A 15,139-nucleotide genomic window follows, 5' to 3' on the forward strand; every position below is an offset into this window, starting at 1 on the left:
GCGGGAGGGGTTAGGGGAGAGCCTGTCCCTCCAAACTGGATACACCGCGTGCGGACAGGCCTCCCCCGGCCCCTCCCGCAAGCGGGAGGGGAGTTTTAGATGAGCCTGTTCGACCTGACCGGTAAGGTCGCCATCGTCACCGGATCCTCACGCGGGATCGGAAGGGCAAGCGCCGAGGCGCTCGCCGATCAGGGCGCGAAGGTGGTGATCTCCAGCCGCAATCAGGATGTTTGCGAGGAGGTCGCCACCGCGATCAACGCGAAGCATGGCGAGGGCACTGCGGTCGCCATCGCGGCAAGCATCTCGCACAAGGATGCGCTCCAGCATCTGGTGGACGAGACGCGTCGCGTGTTCGGTCGGATCGACATCCTCGTCTGCAATGCCGCGTCCAACCCCTATTACGGGCCGTTGGCGGGGATTGCGGATGACCAGTTCCGCAAGATCCTCGACAATAATGTCCTGTCCAACCACTGGCTGATCCAGATGGTCGCGCCCGAAATGTGCGCGCGCAAGGACGGCGCGATCGTTATCATCTCTTCGATCGGCGGCCTGCGCGGGTCGCCGGTGATCGGCGCGTATAATGTGTCCAAGGCGGCGGACTTCCAGCTCGCGCGCAACTATGCGGTTGAGTACGGCCCCGACAATGTCCGGGTGAACTGCATCGCGCCGGGGCTGATCAAGACCGACTTCGCCCGTGCCTTGTGGGAAAATCCGGAGGCCGAGGCGCGGGTGAACAAGCAGACGCCGTTGCGGCGACTGGGCGAACCGGAGGATATTGCCGGTGGCGTCGTGTTCCTCGCCTCTGCGGCGGGGCGTTACACCACGGGGCAGGCGTTGGTGATCGATGGTGGGGTGACGATCTGATGGCCCGCTTCACCGACAAATCGATCATCGTCACTGGCGCGGGCAGCGGCATCGGCCGCGCCGCCGCGATCCTGTTCGCCGCCGAAGGGGGGCGGGTGATCGTCGCCGACAAGACCGAGGGCGCGGACGAGACGGTAGCGCTGATCGCCGCCGCCGGGGGCACGGCCAAGGCGATCCGCATGGACGCGGGCAGCGAGCCGGATGTGATCGCGACGGTCGATCTCGCGGTCGCCGAATTTGGCGGGCTCGACATCCTCTTGGCGAATGCCGGCATCTCGGGCGGCATGGCGAACCTGTTCGACACCACGCCGGAGCTGATGGCCGAAGTGCTGCGCGTGAACCTCATCGGGCCTTTGCTCGCGATCAAACATGGCGCGCCAAAGATTGCGGAGCGGGGGAAGGGGGCGATCGTCCTGACCGCCAGCGTTGCGGGCATCCGATCGGGCGCGGGCAGCCCGGCCTATTCGGCGTCCAAGGCCGGGGTCATCAACCTCGCCGCCGTCGCCGCGCAGCAGCTGTCGGGGTCGAACGTCCGCGTCAACGCGCTGTGCCCGGGGCTGACCGAGACGGGGATGACCAAGCCGACCTTCGACTATGCGCGCGAGGCGGGGAAGATGGACCGCGTCGGCCGGCTGAACCCGCTGCGCCGGGGTGCGCAGGCAGAGGAGCTGGCGCGCGCGGCGCTGTTCCTGGCGTCGGATGATGCGAGCTATGTTAACGGACAGGCGCTGGCGGTCGATGGCGGGCTGTCGTCGAGCCATCCGGTGACGCGGCAGGAGTATGGGAAGACGGCAGTGTAGGGGAGCGGCTGCGACCCGATAGTGGTCGTTCCGGCCCCTGCCATTTCCTCGCTCTGAACTTGCTTCCGGCGTGAGCCAAGTCCATCATGGATCCCGGATCTACAACCTGCGAGGGCATGTGGCAGAAATCGCCCTAATTCTCCCACCGGGGTTTTCGATAGTGTCGATGGCGATGCTACGCGTATTTCGGATAAGGATTCGACCTTATTTTCTGGCTTTAATCCCGTTTGTATCGATCGGGCTTACCTACTTGATCTACAGTGTGGCCTTCACAAGCATCCAGCTCGGACCGTTTTTTGGGATCACTTTGGCGGCATCCTATTTTCCAGCGCTCATTGTCTGCATGGGTATGGGATTTAAGCATCTCAACTCGCCGTACCGATAACGACGTGATCTAAAATTGAACTTTGAGGGACCGCTGAGATCGAGCGTTCGCATCCCACCCAGTTTGCGCCGCTCGGACCATTGTCAAAGCTAACCCCCTGCCGCCAACCTAATGCCTTGATCCGGTAACAAAAAAGGCGGACGCTGCGGCCATGCTGATGCTCCTCGCCGCCGCCGCCCAGACTGCGACCATCGCCGTGCCTTCGCCGCCGCCGCCGCGGTCACCCACCCATTTGGCGGCGCCGTCGGTCGTCCATCTGGAGGCGCGGCAGCATCTGGTCGATTATGAGGGCGCCACCGCGCAATGCGGCGGGCGGGTCGTCGCCCCGCTGGCCGCCGTCGCTCCCTTTACCCAGGTCGCGCGGATCGGGATCGATCCGCCGCGTGCCTATGAAATGACGTTCACCATCGGCGATGATGGCCGCCCGCTCGGGATCACGCAGCGGGTCGCGGCGTCCGGTCCGCGTGGCTATGTTCCGGGCACCGATCTTGCCCCGGCGCTTAGCCTGTGGCGGTTCCCGGCGAGCGCGGCCGGCGCCGCCTGCACCATGACCTTTACCGGGCGCAGCGTTCCGTTCGACCGCGCGGCGCCCGCCGATCTCTATCGCGTGGCGGCGCTGCGCATGGCGAACCCGTCCGAATTCCAGATGGTGATGCAGCAGATCCGCAAGTCGGGCGATTGCGCCGGGGCGGGGCGTCCGCGCATGTTGTTGCGCGCCTTTATCGACGATCGCCGCATCCCCCAGACGCCGGGCGTCCCGTCCTATGCGGTTGCCAGCTTTGACGTGGACGCCGATGGCGTGCCGCATAATCCCGGCATCGTGGCCAGCGATGGCAACCGCGTGCTGGAGGCGGCGGCGAGCGACGCGGCGGGGCGCAGCCGCTATGTCGGCAACGCGCCGCGCACGCGCTGTACCATCCCGTTTGTTCGAGGCGCGGTGGACCCGGTGCCCGCACCGCCGATGCCGCCCAAGAGCGACTATCCGGCTGGCACCTGCCCCGAAGTGATCCGCTGGGCGCGCCCGCTGACCCAGCAATTCCCCGACGCATTTCGCCGCCGCGCGATCGAGGGCTGGGCGATCGTCCGCTATGATCTTGCCCCATGGGGCGCGACCGGGGCGGTCACCGTGTTGGCCAGCGAACCGGCGGCGGAATTCGGCGAGCAGGCCCGCCGGATGATCATCGCGGCAAGCGCAGAGCCCGCGCCCAGCGGCGCACAGGGCTGTATCGCGCGGGTCCATTATCGCATGACGGGGACCGATGACGGTGGCGACGACGCGCCCGCTTTCTGACGGCTCCTGACACGCGATTGACCGGGCTGTACCAAAGGCCGACCCTGCACCCGAGGTAAACGGGAGCAGGGCGATGCGGATCATTCGGGCACTGACGGCGGCTTCATTGATGGTGGCGAGCATCCTGCCCGCCCCGGCGCAGGAGGTGGTGGTGACCGCCACCCGATCGGCGAGCAATCGCGATGGCTTTCAGGGCACGTCGATCCCGATCATCACGCTGCGTCGCACCGCCGATTTCGCGGTTCAGCGGGTCGCGATCACCGGCGATACGCGCGACGAGGCGCTGCGCCGCAAGGAAATCTACGCGATGGTGCGCAGCGCGATCGAGCAGGCAGGCAAGCATGGCGTCGAGCTGGCGACGGGCGACTATGTGGTCGAGGCGCTGACGCTTGCCAACTATGGCGACCTGTTGCTGAGCCGCGATGGCCGCCCGGATTCGGAGCGGACCAGCTTCATCATCAAGGTGAAGCTGGAGCCCGGCATGGACGCCCGCGCCGCGCTCGACCGGATTGCCAAGTTCATCAAGGCGGTGCCGCCCACCGGCCGCGCGCAGATCGAGAAAAGCGGCGACATGACGCTGTCGGTGCTCAACCCGGATCAGTATCGGAACAAGATCATCGAGATGATCGCCGCCGACGCGGCCACCACTGCGGCGCGGTTCGGGGGCGATTATGGGGTGGAGGTGCGTGGGCTGGACCGGCCGGTCGAATGGTCGCGGGCGAGTTTGACCGAGGTGTTTCTGTATTTGCCGGCGGCGTATGTGGTTCGTCCGAAGGAATAGGCGACCGAATTCCTCCCCTGCGCAGCAGGGGAGGGGGACCGCCGAAGGCGGTGGAGGGGCGGCCGCGCAGACGGCCGTGAACAGCTCGGCAAAATTCCGCCGCTTGCAGCGGCGGCCCCTCCGTCAGCGCTGCGCGCTGCCACCTCCCCCAGACAAGCTGGGGGAGGAATAGCTCACCCCTCCCGCATCCGCATCAGCCCTTCCTGCGCGACGCTCGCCACCAGCCGTCCGTCGCGGCTGTAGATGCGCCCGCGGTTGAACCCGCGCGCATGGCCGGCCCAGGGGCTGTCGGTGGTGTAGAGCAGCCAGTCGTCGGCGCGCAGCGGCGCGTGCAGCCATACGGCATGGTCGAGGCTCGCGCTCTGCAAGCCGCGCGTCATCCAGTTGACGCCATGCGGCAGCGTCGCGGTGCCGAGCAGCATCATGTCGCTGGCATAGGACAGGATCGCGCGGTGGAGCGCGGGATCGTCGGGCAGGGCGGCGGCGGTGCGGAACCAGCTATGCTGCACCGGTTCGCGCTTTTCCGGCTTGAACCAGTTGCGCGGGGAGCACGGGCGGATTTCGATCGGGCGCGGGCGCAGGAAGAAGGGGCGGAACTTCTCCGGCACGTGATCGCGGATTTCCTCGCGCAGATCGAATTCGGAGCGCAGGTCGTCCGGCCCCGGCACGTCGGGCATGTCGGCCTGATGCGAGAGGCCATCTTCGGGCCGCTGGAACGACGCGATCATGTTGAGGATCGGCACGCCCTGTTGCAGCGCGATCACGCGGCGGTTGGCGAAACTGCCCCCGTCATAATCGCGCACGACGCGATAGATGATCGGGAAATCCTCATTGCCCGGCCGCATGAAATAGGCGTGGAGCGAGTGCGCGTCCTTGCCCTCGACCGAGCGCTGCGCGGCCTGCAGCGCCTGCCCGATCACTTGGCCGCCGAACACGCGCCCGACCCCGCCGGGCTGGCGCGCGCCGCGATACAGGTCGACATCGATGGTTTCGACGTCGAGCAGGCTGACGAGTTGGGTCACCTGTTCGGCGGCGGTTTCGGCGCGTTTTTCATTCTCGCTCAAAATATTGTCCTCAATATCCGCTCGCCCGCGCCAGGGCGTCGGCGTGATAATTGGTGTCGCCGAACAGCTCCGCCAGCACGCGCCCGCGCTTCATGTAGAAGCCGATATCATATTCGTCGGTCATGCCGATGCCGCCATGCATCTGCACCCCTTCCTGCACCGCCAGCGTCGATGCCATGCCGGCCATCGCCTTGGCGACCGCCACCGCTTCGTCCGCCTTGGCATCGCTGGCGTCGAGCAGCTGCTGTGTCTTGAGCACCGCCGCGCGCGCGACTTCCAGCTCCGAATAGAGGTGCGCCGCGCGATGCTGGAGCGCCTGGAAGCTGCCGATCAGCGTGCCGAACTGCTTGCGTTCCTTGAGATACTGGACCGTCATGTCCATCGCCCCGCCACCGACGCCCAGCATTTCCGCCGCAGCACCCGTGCGCCCGGCGCCGAGCAGTGCGTTCAGCACCGCGCGCCCGCCATCGACCTCACCGATTACCGCGTCGGCATCGACCGCGACCCCATCGAACGTCATCCGCGCGGCGAGGCTGGCATCGGCAAGCCGCTGCGGGTCGGCGGTCAGGTTCGTCGCGTCCTTCGGCACCGCGAACAGCGTCACGCCATTGGCATCCTCGGGCGACCCGGCGGTGCGCGCGGCGACGATCAGCAGGTCGGCGACATGGCCGTGCGCGACGAACTGCTTGGTGCCGGTCAGCTTGAAGCCGTTGCCCGAGCGTTCGGCCTTCATGCCGATCGCGTCGCCATGCTTGGCGCGCTCGTCGACCGCCAGCGCCGCGACGGTTTCGCCCGACAGGATGCCGGGGAACCAGCGCTCGCGCTGCGCCGTGCCGTTGAGCGCCGCGACCGCCGCGACCGCCGTGGTGAGGAAGGGGGAGGGGGACAGGTTACGCCCGATCTCTTCCAGCACCACCCCCGCCTCGACATGGCCGAGGCCGAGGCCGCCGTCGCTTTCGGGGATCAGGATGCCGGTGAAGCCCATTTCGGCGAATTGCTTCCACAGGTCGCGGCTGAACCCGGTTGCGTCGTTCGCGTCGCGCAGTGCGCGCATGTGGCTGACCGGGGCGGCCTCGCTCACAAATTGCTGCGCGCTCTCGCGGAGCATGGTCTGTTCGTCGTTGAGGTAGAGTGGCATTTTCTTCTTTCCTTCTCCCTCTCCCGCCTTCGCGGGAGAGGGTCGGGGTGAGGGTCTTCTTCTTTCTTCCAAGAAGACCCTCACCGCTGCGACTAGGCAGCAAGCTGCCAAGTCTCGCTGCCTCTCCCGCGAAAGCAGGAGAGGCGTTGGCGTGTCAGGCGGGGAGTTCGAGAATCCGCTTGGCGACGATATTCAGCTGGACCTCGCTCGTCCCGCCCTCGATCGAATTCGCCTTGGTCCGCAGCCACGCGCGCGGCTTCGCGCCGCCGTTGGAGCGTTCGCTTTCCCATTCGAGCGTGTCGGACCCGCCGCTCGCCATGACCAGCTCGTGGCGGTCCTTGTTCAGCTCGGTTCCGTAGTACTTCATCATCGACGGCTGGGCGGGGTGCGCCTGTCCGGCCTTGAGCTGGTCGATGAACCGCTCCGACATCGCCGAGAACGCCTTGGACCGGACCTCGAACATCGCCAGCTGCGCGCGCAGGATCGGGTCGGCCAGACGCCCCTGCGCGTCCAGCCCGATCGTTGCGATTGCGCCTTCGATCAGCGGGTTTCCGCCGGGCGAGGCGAGGCCCATGCCCGAAATCATCTCGCGCTCATGGCCGAGCAGATATTTGGCGACGTCCCAGCCCTTGTTCTCGTCGTGAATCCGGTTCTTCTTGGGAACGCGGACATTGTCGAAAAAGGTTTCGCAGAAGGGCGAGTAACCGCTGATCAGCAGGATCGGTTTGGTCGAGACGCCGGGCGAGTCCATGTCGAACAACAGGAAGCTGATCCCGCCCTGCTTGCTGTCCTTGCTGGTGCGCACCAGGCAGAAGATCCAGTCGGCCTTGTCGGCATAGCTGGTCCATACCTTCTGCCCGTTGACGATATAATCATCGCCATCGGGGATCGCGCTGGTGGCGAGGCCGGCGAGATCGCTGCCCGCATTCGGCTCCGAATAGCCCTGGCACCAGCGGATTTCGCCGCGCGCGATTTTGGGCAGATGCTCGAGCTTCTGCTCCTCGGTGCCGTATTTCAGCAGCGCCGGGCCGAGCATCGAGATGCCGAAGCTGTTGAGCGGATTGCGGCAGTTCAGCGCCGCCATTTCCTCGCGCAGGATCTTGGCTTCGGCCGCCGACAGCCCGCCGCCGCCATATCGGGTGGGCCAGTCGGGCACGGTCCAGCCGCGCGCGGCCATCATGTCCATGTAGCGTTTCTGGTCGGGGTTCTTGCTGTAATCGGCCTTGCGCCCGCCCCAATTGGCGTCGCCCTCGCCGCGCATCGGTTCGCGCATCGATGCGGGGACATTGGCCTCAAGCCAGGCGCGGGTTTCGGCGCGGAATGTGTCGAGATCGGTCATTGCTTTTCCTCGTCCAGCAAAGCGGCGATGCGGCGCGCGGTCGCGATCGCAAGATGGTCGTGATACAGGTCGGTCAGCACCTGCACGCCGGTCGGCAGGCCGTTGGCGGTCCCGACCGGGAAGGTGGTGGCGGGCAGGCCCGGATAGGTGGCGAGCCCCGCCCAGGCGAGGTGCGCGTCATAGCCGCGCTCCACGCCGTCGATGTCGAGCGTCCGATCGGCCTGCGGGCGCGGGTCGTGCGGGAATGCCTGAGTCGCGGCGGGCGGTGCGATCACTGCATCGACATCGGCAAACAGCGCCGCCCATGCCCGCGTGTTGCGCGCCTGCGTATCCAGCATCGCGAGGTAGGGGAGCAGGCGCGGCAGCGTGTCGTGCAACGTGGGGTCCGACCGGGCGAACACCGTGCCGAGCAGCGCGGTATAGGCGTCATGCTGCGCCGCCAGATTGGGCAGGGCGGGGTGGGAGCGGATCACTTCGACCCCGTCACGCGCCAGCGCTTCGGCCGCGCGCTCCACCCCGTCGATCACCGCCGCAGCGGTCGCGGTCGCCGGATGCGCGGTCAGTACCATCACGCGCCGGACGGGCGTCGCAGCGCGCGGCAAGGGCAGGTCGGCGAGCAGGTCAAGCAGCAGCGGCAGGTCGCTGCCATGCCGCGCCATCGGCCCGATCACGCTCAGCACCGTTTCTGCGCCATCGGTACCGGGAAAGCGGTGGCCGTAGCCATTGAGCGCGCCATAGCTTGGCTTGTGCCCCCAGATGCCGCAGAAGTGCGACGGCACCCGGATCGACCCGCCAATATCGCTGCCCAACTCGATCGGGACGAAACCCGCCGCCAGCGCCGCCGCTGCGCCGCCCGAGCTGCCGCCGCAGGTGCGGGTCGGGTCGTGCGGGTTGCTGGTGCGGCCATAGACGGAATTGACGCTTTGCCAGTCGCCCAGCGCCTTGGGCACATTGGTCTTGCCCAAGATCACCGCGCCCGCCGCCTTGAGCCGCTGCACCGCGACCGCGTCCGAGGTCGCGATGTTGCCAGCCGCGTGCGAGAAGCCCCAGCTGGTCGGAAGGCCGGCAACGTCGAACGCCTCTTTGACCGTCATCGGCACGCCCAGCAGCGGGCGGCGCTCGCCGCGCGCTACCGCGGCATCGGCTTCGTCCGCTGCGACAAGCGCGCGTTCGAAATCGCGCACCACCACCGCGTTGATCGCGCCGTCTCCAGCCTCGACCCGCGCGATGGCGGCTTCGCATTGCGCGCGCGCGCTCGTCTCGCCCGCCGCAATCGCGGTGGCGATGTCGATCGCGGACGCGCGCGCCAGCGTCATCCCGGAGCGCCTGTCCGCTGGATCAGTTCGATCTCATGCCCCTCGGGGTCGAGCAGGAAGGTCAGCCGCGCGCCGGGCAATTCATGCGGACCGTGCAGCAGACGCGCGCCATGCGCGATCGCGCGCGCCGCCGCTGCGTCGAGATCGGTCGTGGTCAGGCCGACCGGGCCATGCCCGTTGCCGACAATGATCTCCCGCCCGTCGCTGTGGTGGAACAGCACCAAGGTGAAGGGCTGGCCGGGCAGATTGAGCATCGACTCTTCCAGCCCGGGCAGCACCACGCGATTGGTCACCGCGAACCCGAAGGTATCGCAGTAGAACCGCTCCATCGCGGCCAGATCGCGCACGACCAGCTTGAAGAAGCCGAGGCGGAAGCGCAGCGCCTCGACCTCGCCTGCCTCCACGCCGGTCGCTGCGGCATCAGCCATTGAAGCGCTCGCCCTTCGCGGCCTTGTCCTTCAACAGCTGCGCGACTTCGAAGCCATGCTTCTCCAGTCCCGCGACGATGGTCTTGAGCCCGACCGTGTCCGCCCAGAACATCGGGCCGCCGCGATAGACCGGCCAGCCATAGCCATAGATCCACACGACATCGATGTCCGACGCACGCTGCGCCATGCCTTCCTGCAGGATCAGCGCGCCTTCATTGACCATGGTATACAGCGTGCGCTCGATGATTTCCTCATCGCTCACCTCATGCTGCACCGCGCCGGTCTTCTTGCGGAAATCCTCGATGATCTCGGCGACGCGTGGGCTGGGCGAGGGGTTCCGCTTGTCGTCATAGTCGTAGAAGCCGGCCTGCTTCTTCTGGCCCCAGCGGCCCTCGGCGGCGAGCGCATCGCGGATGCTTTCGATCCGGGTCGGGTCGCGGTGCCAGCCGATGTCGACACCGGCGAGATCGCTCATCTGGAACGGCCCCATCGGCATGCCGAATTCGACATGGACGCGGTCGACCTGCTCGGGCGTTGCGCCTTCCATCAGCAGCTTCATCGCCTCGACCTGACGCGGCATCAGCATGCGGTTGCCGATAAAGCCGTGGCACACGCCCGCGACCACCGCGACCTTCTTGATCTTCTTGGCGACGTCCATGACGGTCGCCAGCACGTCCTTGTCGGTCTGTGCGCCGCGCACGATTTCCAGCAGCTTCATGACGTTGGCGGGCGAGAAGAAGTGCATGCCCACGACATCGCCCGGACGGCTGGTCGATGCTGCAATCTCGTCGATGTTGAGGTAGCTGGTGTTGGACGCCAGGATCGCGCCCGGCTTGCAGATCGCGGAGAGCTTGCCGAAAATGTCCTTCTTGACGTCCATATTCTCATAGACCGCCTCGATCACGAGGTCGCAGTCGGCGAGGTCGTCCATGCTGAGCGTCGGGGTCAGCAGGCCCATTGCCTGTTCGACCTGCTCGGGCTTGATCCGGCCGCGCGCGGCGCTGCCCTCGTAATTCTTGCGCATCACGCCGGTGCCGCGGTCGAGTGCGTCCTGCTGCATCTCGACGATCGTTACCGGGATGCCGGCCGACAGGAAGTTCATCGAAATGCCGCCGCCCATCGTGCCGGCACCGATCACGCCGACCTTCTTGATCGCGCGCAGCTGCGTATCTTCCGGCACGTCGTCGATCTTCGCGGCTTTGCGCTCGGCGAAGAAGATGTGGCGCATCGCGGCGCTCTGCGTGCCCATGATCAGCTTCATGAAGCCGTTGCGCTCACGCACCACGCCCTCGGCATAAGGCTTGTCGACCGTTTCCTCGATCACCGCGATGATCTCCGCCGGCGCGTCATAGCCGCGGAAGCGCTTGGCGTTGGTCTTGCGGAAATTGTCGAACACGCCCGCCTCGACGCTGACCGGCTTTTCGCTGGCGCGGGGCAGGGGGCGGGCGTCGGCTACTTCCTTGGCATAGGCGACCGCATCGGCGGTCAGGCTGTCCTCACCGGCCATGCGATCGACCAGGCCAGCGGCCTGCGCGACCTTGGCCGGGACCGGATCGCCCTTCGCCGCCAGTTCGAGCGCGAATTCGACCCCTGCGACGCGCGGCAGCCGCTGGGTGCCGCCCGCGCCGGGGAGGATGCCGAGCTTCACTTCGGGCAGGCCGAACTTCGCCGAGGGGACGGCGATGCGGTAATGGCATGCCAGCGCAACCTCGCACCCGCCGCCCAGCGCAGTGCCGTGCACGGCGGCGACCACCGGCTTCTCGCTCGCCTCGATCGCGTCGACCAAAGTCGGCAGCCCCGGCTCCTGCATCGGCTTGCCGAATTCGGTGATGTCGGCCCCGGCAAAGAAGGTGCGCCCGTCACAGCGGATCACCGCGGCCTTCAGGCTGTCGTCGCCGTTCAGTTCCTTGATCGCCGCATCCAGCCCCTGCCGCACCGCCGCGCCCAGCGCGTTCACCGGCGGATTGTTCGAGGTGATGACGAGGATATCGCCCTGTTTTTCGGTCGTAATCACGGACATGTCGCTCTCCAGTTGCGTAGTGCGCCGGTCAGGCCAGCGCGGAATAGATCATCGTCTTCAGCTCGCGCCGGATCGGGTAGAGCCCCGATGGCGACAGCTGGGTCATGAACACCATACTGATCCGTTCGATCGGATCGACGAAGAAGGCGGTCGAAAACATGCCGCCCCAGTAAAACTCCCCGACGCTGCCCGGGATCATCGTTCGCGCGACGTCGATGTTCATCGCAAAGCCCAGGCCAAAACCGGTCCCGGCATTCTGCGTCTCGCTGAACAGCGACCGCGACAGGCTCGACAGATCCTTGCCGCCGGGCAGGTGGTTCATCACCATCAGGTCGAGCGTCTTGCGCGCGATGACGCGCGCGCCGTCCAGCGTCCCGCCATTCAGCAACATGGTACAGAAGCGGTGATAGTCGAGCGCGGTCGAAACCAGCCCGCCGCCGCCGGACAGCAAGGTCGGCTTGCGGCTCCACGCCGACTTTTCGCCCTGATCATACATCACCCGGCCTTCGCCCGGCTTGAAGGTATAGCAGTCGGTCAGGCGATCGATCTTGTCCGCCGGGACCATGAACCCGGTGTCGTGCATGCCGAGCGGGGCGAAGATTTGGCTTTCGAAATAGGCGTCGAGCGTCTGGCCCGAGACGCGCTCGACCACCGCGCCGAGCACGTCGGTCGACACCGAATAATTCCACGCCTCACCCGGCGAGAACTCAAGCGGCAGCTTACCCAGCGCCGCGACGAACCCGTCAAGGTCGAGATGCCCGTGCCAGCTTTCGATCCGCCCCTCGCGATAGGCGGCATCGACATTGCCGCGATTCTGGAAGCCATAGGTGAGGCCGGAGGTGTGCCGCAGCAGATCGATCATCCGCATCGGCTCGGTCGTCGGCTTCGTAACAAACGGCACCCCGCCGCCGCCGCCATTATAGACGCCCAATCCCTTGAATTCGGGCAGGACGTGATGGACCGGGGTGTCGAGTGCGACGCTCCCTTGCTCGACCAGTTGCATGAAGGCGATCGATGTCACCGGCTTGGTCATCGACGCGATGCGGTAGATCGATCCTGCGTCCACCGCGCCGCCGCCCTCACGCGCCGCGCCCTGATGGCTGAAATGCGCGATCATGCCGTCCCGCGCGATCAACAGCTGGGCATTGGGCAGCTTTCCGGTGTCGAGATACCGTGCCTTCACAAAGGCGTCGATCGCCGCGAGCCGGTCCGGCGCGAAGCCGATGGATGCGGGGGTTGCGAAGTCGGCCGAGTCCATACCTGTAATTCGAATCCTCGTCCCGATGTGTTTGCGCGATTGTCGCTTCCCTATTGCGTTACGCGGCCAATGAATCAAGAATGAAGTGCGTGGACGGGTGGTGGAATCGCCAAACCGGACATTCAACAACGATATGATTGGAGAGACCCGCCTTGGCCCCCGAACCGCTCATCCCGCTCGACCCGTCCTGGCCGAAGATGACGCTGGCGCAAGCCCAGGCGCTGATGACTGCGCCCGGGCAGAAGCTGGAAATGGACGAGGTCGAAATCCGCGGCATCACGACGCGGGTGTGGAAGAACGCCCCGCCCAACCTTGCCGCCTTGCTTCAACTGTCGCGCACGCATGGCGACCGCATCTTCACCATCCATGAGGATGAGCGCGTCAGCTATGAGGCGAATTTCCGCGCGACCGCGCACCTCGCGACCAAATTGCGCGAGATGGGGGTGGTCAAGGGCGACCGCGTCGCGCTGGCGATGCGCAACACGCCCGAATGGCCGGTGATCTTCTTTGCCGCGGTCAGCATCGGCGCGATCCTCGTGCCGCTCAACGCATGGTGGACCGGCGGCGAGCTGGATTACGGACTGCGTGATTCGGGGTCGAAGGTGTTGTTCCTCGACGGCGAGCGGTTCGCGCGGCTGCAAAAGCGGCTGCCCGAGCTGCCGGACCTTCAGCGCACCATCGTCAGCCGCTGGGATGGCGAATTGCCGGAGGGCGTCGACAAGCTCGAAGACCTGATCGGCGCGCCCAACAGCTGGGCCGGGCTGTCCGACGTACCGCTCCCCGCCGAACCGACGCTGGAGCCGGAGGATGACGCGACGATCTTCTACACCAGCGGCACGACCGGTTCGCCCAAGGGAGCGCTCGGCACGCATCGCAACCTCTGCACCAACATCATGTCGGGCGGGTACGCCGCCGCGCGCTCGTATCTGCGCCGCGGCGAAATGCCGCCCGAGCCGCAGCCTAAGGTCGGCCTACTCGTCATTCCGCTGTTCCACGTCACCGCCTGTTCGGCGAGCCTGATGGGCACGCTGGCGTCGGGCAACACCGCCGTGTTCATGCGCAAATGGGACGTGATCGAGGCGATGGAGATCATCCAGCGCGAGAAGGTCAACCTGACCGGCGGCGTGCCGACGATCGCGTGGCAGATCCTGGAGCATCCCGATCGCCACAAATACGACCTCTCCAGCCTCGAGGCGATCGCCTATGGCGGCGCGCCGTCGGCGCCGGAGCTGGTCAAGCGCATCTTCACCGAATTCGGCGCGCTGCCCGGCAATGGCTGGGGCATGACCGAGACGATGGCGACGGTCACGAGCCATTCGAGCGAGGATTATTTGAACCGTCCGACCAGCGCCGGCCCGCCCGTGCCGGTCGCCGACCTCAAGATCATGGACCCGGAAGGCGAGCACGAACTGCCCGTCGGCGAAGTCGGCGAATTATGGGCCAAGGGGCCGATGATCGTGAAGGGATATTGGAACAAGCCCGAGGCGACCGCCGAATGCTTCCGCGACGGCTGGGTCCGCACCGGCGATCTGGCGAAGCTGGACGAGGAAGGCTTCCTCTACATCGTCGACCGCGCCAAGGACATGATCATCCGCGGCGGCGAGAATATCTACTCGTCCGAGGTCGAGGACGTGCTCTACGCCCATCCCGCCGTCACCGACTGCGCCCTGATCGGCATCCCGCACAAGACGCTGGGCGAGGAGCCGGCTGCGGTCGTCCACCTCGCACCGGGGATGGAGGCGACCGAGGCCGAGCTGCAGGCCTGGGTCCGCGAGCGGCTGGCGATCTTCAAGACCCCGGTCGCGATCCGCTTTGTCGCCGAGACGCTGCCGAGGAATGCGAACGGGAAGATCCTGAAGAAGGATCTGAAGGCGTTGTTTGTGGAGGAGGGGGTGACCTGACCGGCGGGTTGAACTCACCCCCATCGTCGCCCCGGGCTTGACCCGGGGCCGGGCTTCTTCTTCCTCAACGTCGGCCAAGAAAAGCCCAGCCCCGGGTCAAGCCCGGGGCGACGGGGTGGGGGTGGTTGACTGCCGATTCAATCTCAGCTGGTATTCCCGCATGCCACGCGCACCCAAAGGCGGCTGGGTCTACATCATGGCCAACCGGTATCGCGGCAAGATGTACACGGGCGTCTCGGCAAACCTCCCCGCTCGCGTCCACCAGCACCGCACCGGCACGGGGTCGAGCTACTGCGCCGAGCATCACCTCACCCGTCTCGTCTGGGCGGACTATGCTGAGGACATCAGCGACGCGATTGCGCATGAGAAGCGTGTCAAACGCTGGCACCGGGAGTGGAAGTTCGCGCTGATCGAGAAGGCGAATCCGGATTGGGTTGATCTCTACGATCAACTGGCGGGGGGCGACTAAAACCCCGCTCGTCGTCCAATGCCTCAGCCCCTCGTCGCCCCGGGCTTGACCCGGGGCTTGACCCGGGGCTGGGCTGCCTTTTCCC

Annotated in this window: 13 protein-coding genes; 6 read left to right on the forward strand and 7 right to left on the reverse strand. The window is 66.3% G+C overall.

Going from position 1 to position 15,139, the window contains the following annotated elements:
• Positions 1-99 precede the first annotated feature (99 nt).
• The 4 genes from VGN66_RS11775 (at position 100) to VGN66_RS11790 (ending at position 4,121) form a co-directional block, all read left to right on the forward strand.
• Complete coding sequence (locus VGN66_RS11775; RefSeq protein ID WP_327519005.1) at positions 100-864, forward strand: SDR family oxidoreductase; 765 nt, start codon at positions 100-102, stop codon at positions 862-864.
• Positions 864-1,664: an SDR family oxidoreductase gene (locus tag VGN66_RS11780; RefSeq protein ID WP_327519006.1), complete on the forward strand. Its 801-nt coding sequence runs from the start codon at positions 864-866 to the stop codon at positions 1,662-1,664. The genes VGN66_RS11775 and VGN66_RS11780 overlap by 1 nt, the downstream gene beginning before the upstream one ends.
• A gap of 536 nt (positions 1,665-2,200) precedes the next feature.
• Positions 2,201-3,340 carry a TonB family protein gene (locus VGN66_RS11785; protein WP_327519007.1) on the forward strand — a complete coding sequence of 380 codons (1,140 nt, stop codon included), beginning with the start codon at positions 2,201-2,203 and terminating at the stop codon, positions 3,338-3,340.
• 73 nt (positions 3,341-3,413) lie between these two features.
• On the forward strand, positions 3,414-4,121 hold the full coding sequence (locus VGN66_RS11790) for a TonB-dependent receptor (protein WP_327519008.1): 708 nt from the start codon (positions 3,414-3,416) through the stop codon (positions 4,119-4,121).
• A gap of 173 nt (positions 4,122-4,294) precedes the next feature.
• On the opposite strand, the gene VGN66_RS11795 is transcribed toward VGN66_RS11790, so the two are convergent.
• The 7 genes from VGN66_RS11795 to VGN66_RS11825 form a co-directional block, all read right to left on the reverse strand.
• On the reverse strand, positions 4,295-5,185 hold the full coding sequence (locus tag VGN66_RS11795) for an acyl-CoA thioesterase II (protein WP_327519009.1): 891 nt from the start codon (positions 5,183-5,185) through the stop codon (positions 4,295-4,297).
• Between the two features lie 10 nt (positions 5,186-5,195).
• Complete coding sequence (locus VGN66_RS11800) at positions 5,196-6,323, reverse strand: acyl-CoA dehydrogenase family protein (RefSeq protein WP_327519010.1); 1,128 nt, start codon at positions 6,321-6,323, stop codon at positions 5,196-5,198.
• 154 nt (positions 6,324-6,477) lie between these two features.
• Positions 6,478-7,662, reverse strand: a complete 1,185-nt coding sequence (locus VGN66_RS11805; protein ID WP_327519011.1) for an acyl-CoA dehydrogenase family protein — start codon at positions 7,660-7,662, stop codon at positions 6,478-6,480.
• Positions 7,659-8,978 carry an amidase family protein gene (locus tag VGN66_RS11810; RefSeq protein ID WP_327519012.1) on the reverse strand — a complete coding sequence of 440 codons (1,320 nt, stop codon included), beginning with the start codon at positions 8,976-8,978 and terminating at the stop codon, positions 7,659-7,661. The genes VGN66_RS11805 and VGN66_RS11810 overlap by 4 nt, the downstream gene beginning before the upstream one ends.
• Entirely contained in the window at positions 8,975-9,406 is a 432-nt protein-coding gene (locus tag VGN66_RS11815) for a VOC family protein (RefSeq protein WP_327519013.1), read from the reverse strand. The genes VGN66_RS11810 and VGN66_RS11815 overlap by 4 nt, the downstream gene beginning before the upstream one ends.
• Complete coding sequence (locus VGN66_RS11820) at positions 9,399-11,426, reverse strand: 3-hydroxyacyl-CoA dehydrogenase NAD-binding domain-containing protein (RefSeq protein ID WP_327519014.1); 2,028 nt, start codon at positions 11,424-11,426, stop codon at positions 9,399-9,401. The genes VGN66_RS11815 and VGN66_RS11820 overlap by 8 nt, the downstream gene beginning before the upstream one ends.
• A 28-nt stretch (positions 11,427-11,454) precedes the next feature.
• Positions 11,455-12,684: a serine hydrolase domain-containing protein gene (locus VGN66_RS11825; RefSeq protein WP_327519015.1), complete on the reverse strand. Its 1,230-nt coding sequence runs from the start codon at positions 12,682-12,684 to the stop codon at positions 11,455-11,457.
• A 197-nt stretch (positions 12,685-12,881) separates the two neighbouring features.
• On the opposite strand from VGN66_RS11825, the gene VGN66_RS11830 reads away from it, so the two are divergent.
• Together VGN66_RS11830 and VGN66_RS11835 are read left to right on the forward strand one after the other, a co-directional pair.
• On the forward strand, positions 12,882-14,585 hold the full coding sequence (locus VGN66_RS11830; protein ID WP_327519379.1) for a class I adenylate-forming enzyme family protein: 1,704 nt from the start codon (positions 12,882-12,884) through the stop codon (positions 14,583-14,585).
• 160 nt (positions 14,586-14,745) lie between these two features.
• The gene (locus VGN66_RS11835; protein WP_327519016.1) at positions 14,746-15,054 is read left to right on the forward strand and encodes a GIY-YIG nuclease family protein; all 309 of its coding nucleotides are present in this window, start codon (positions 14,746-14,748) and stop codon (positions 15,052-15,054) included.
• The last annotated feature ends 85 nt before the right edge of the window (positions 15,055-15,139 follow it).

Origin of the sequence: Sphingomonas sp., from assembly GCF_035998645.1 — a bacterium.
In the GTDB taxonomy this organism is placed as follows: domain Bacteria; phylum Pseudomonadota; class Alphaproteobacteria; order Sphingomonadales; family Sphingomonadaceae; genus Sphingomonas.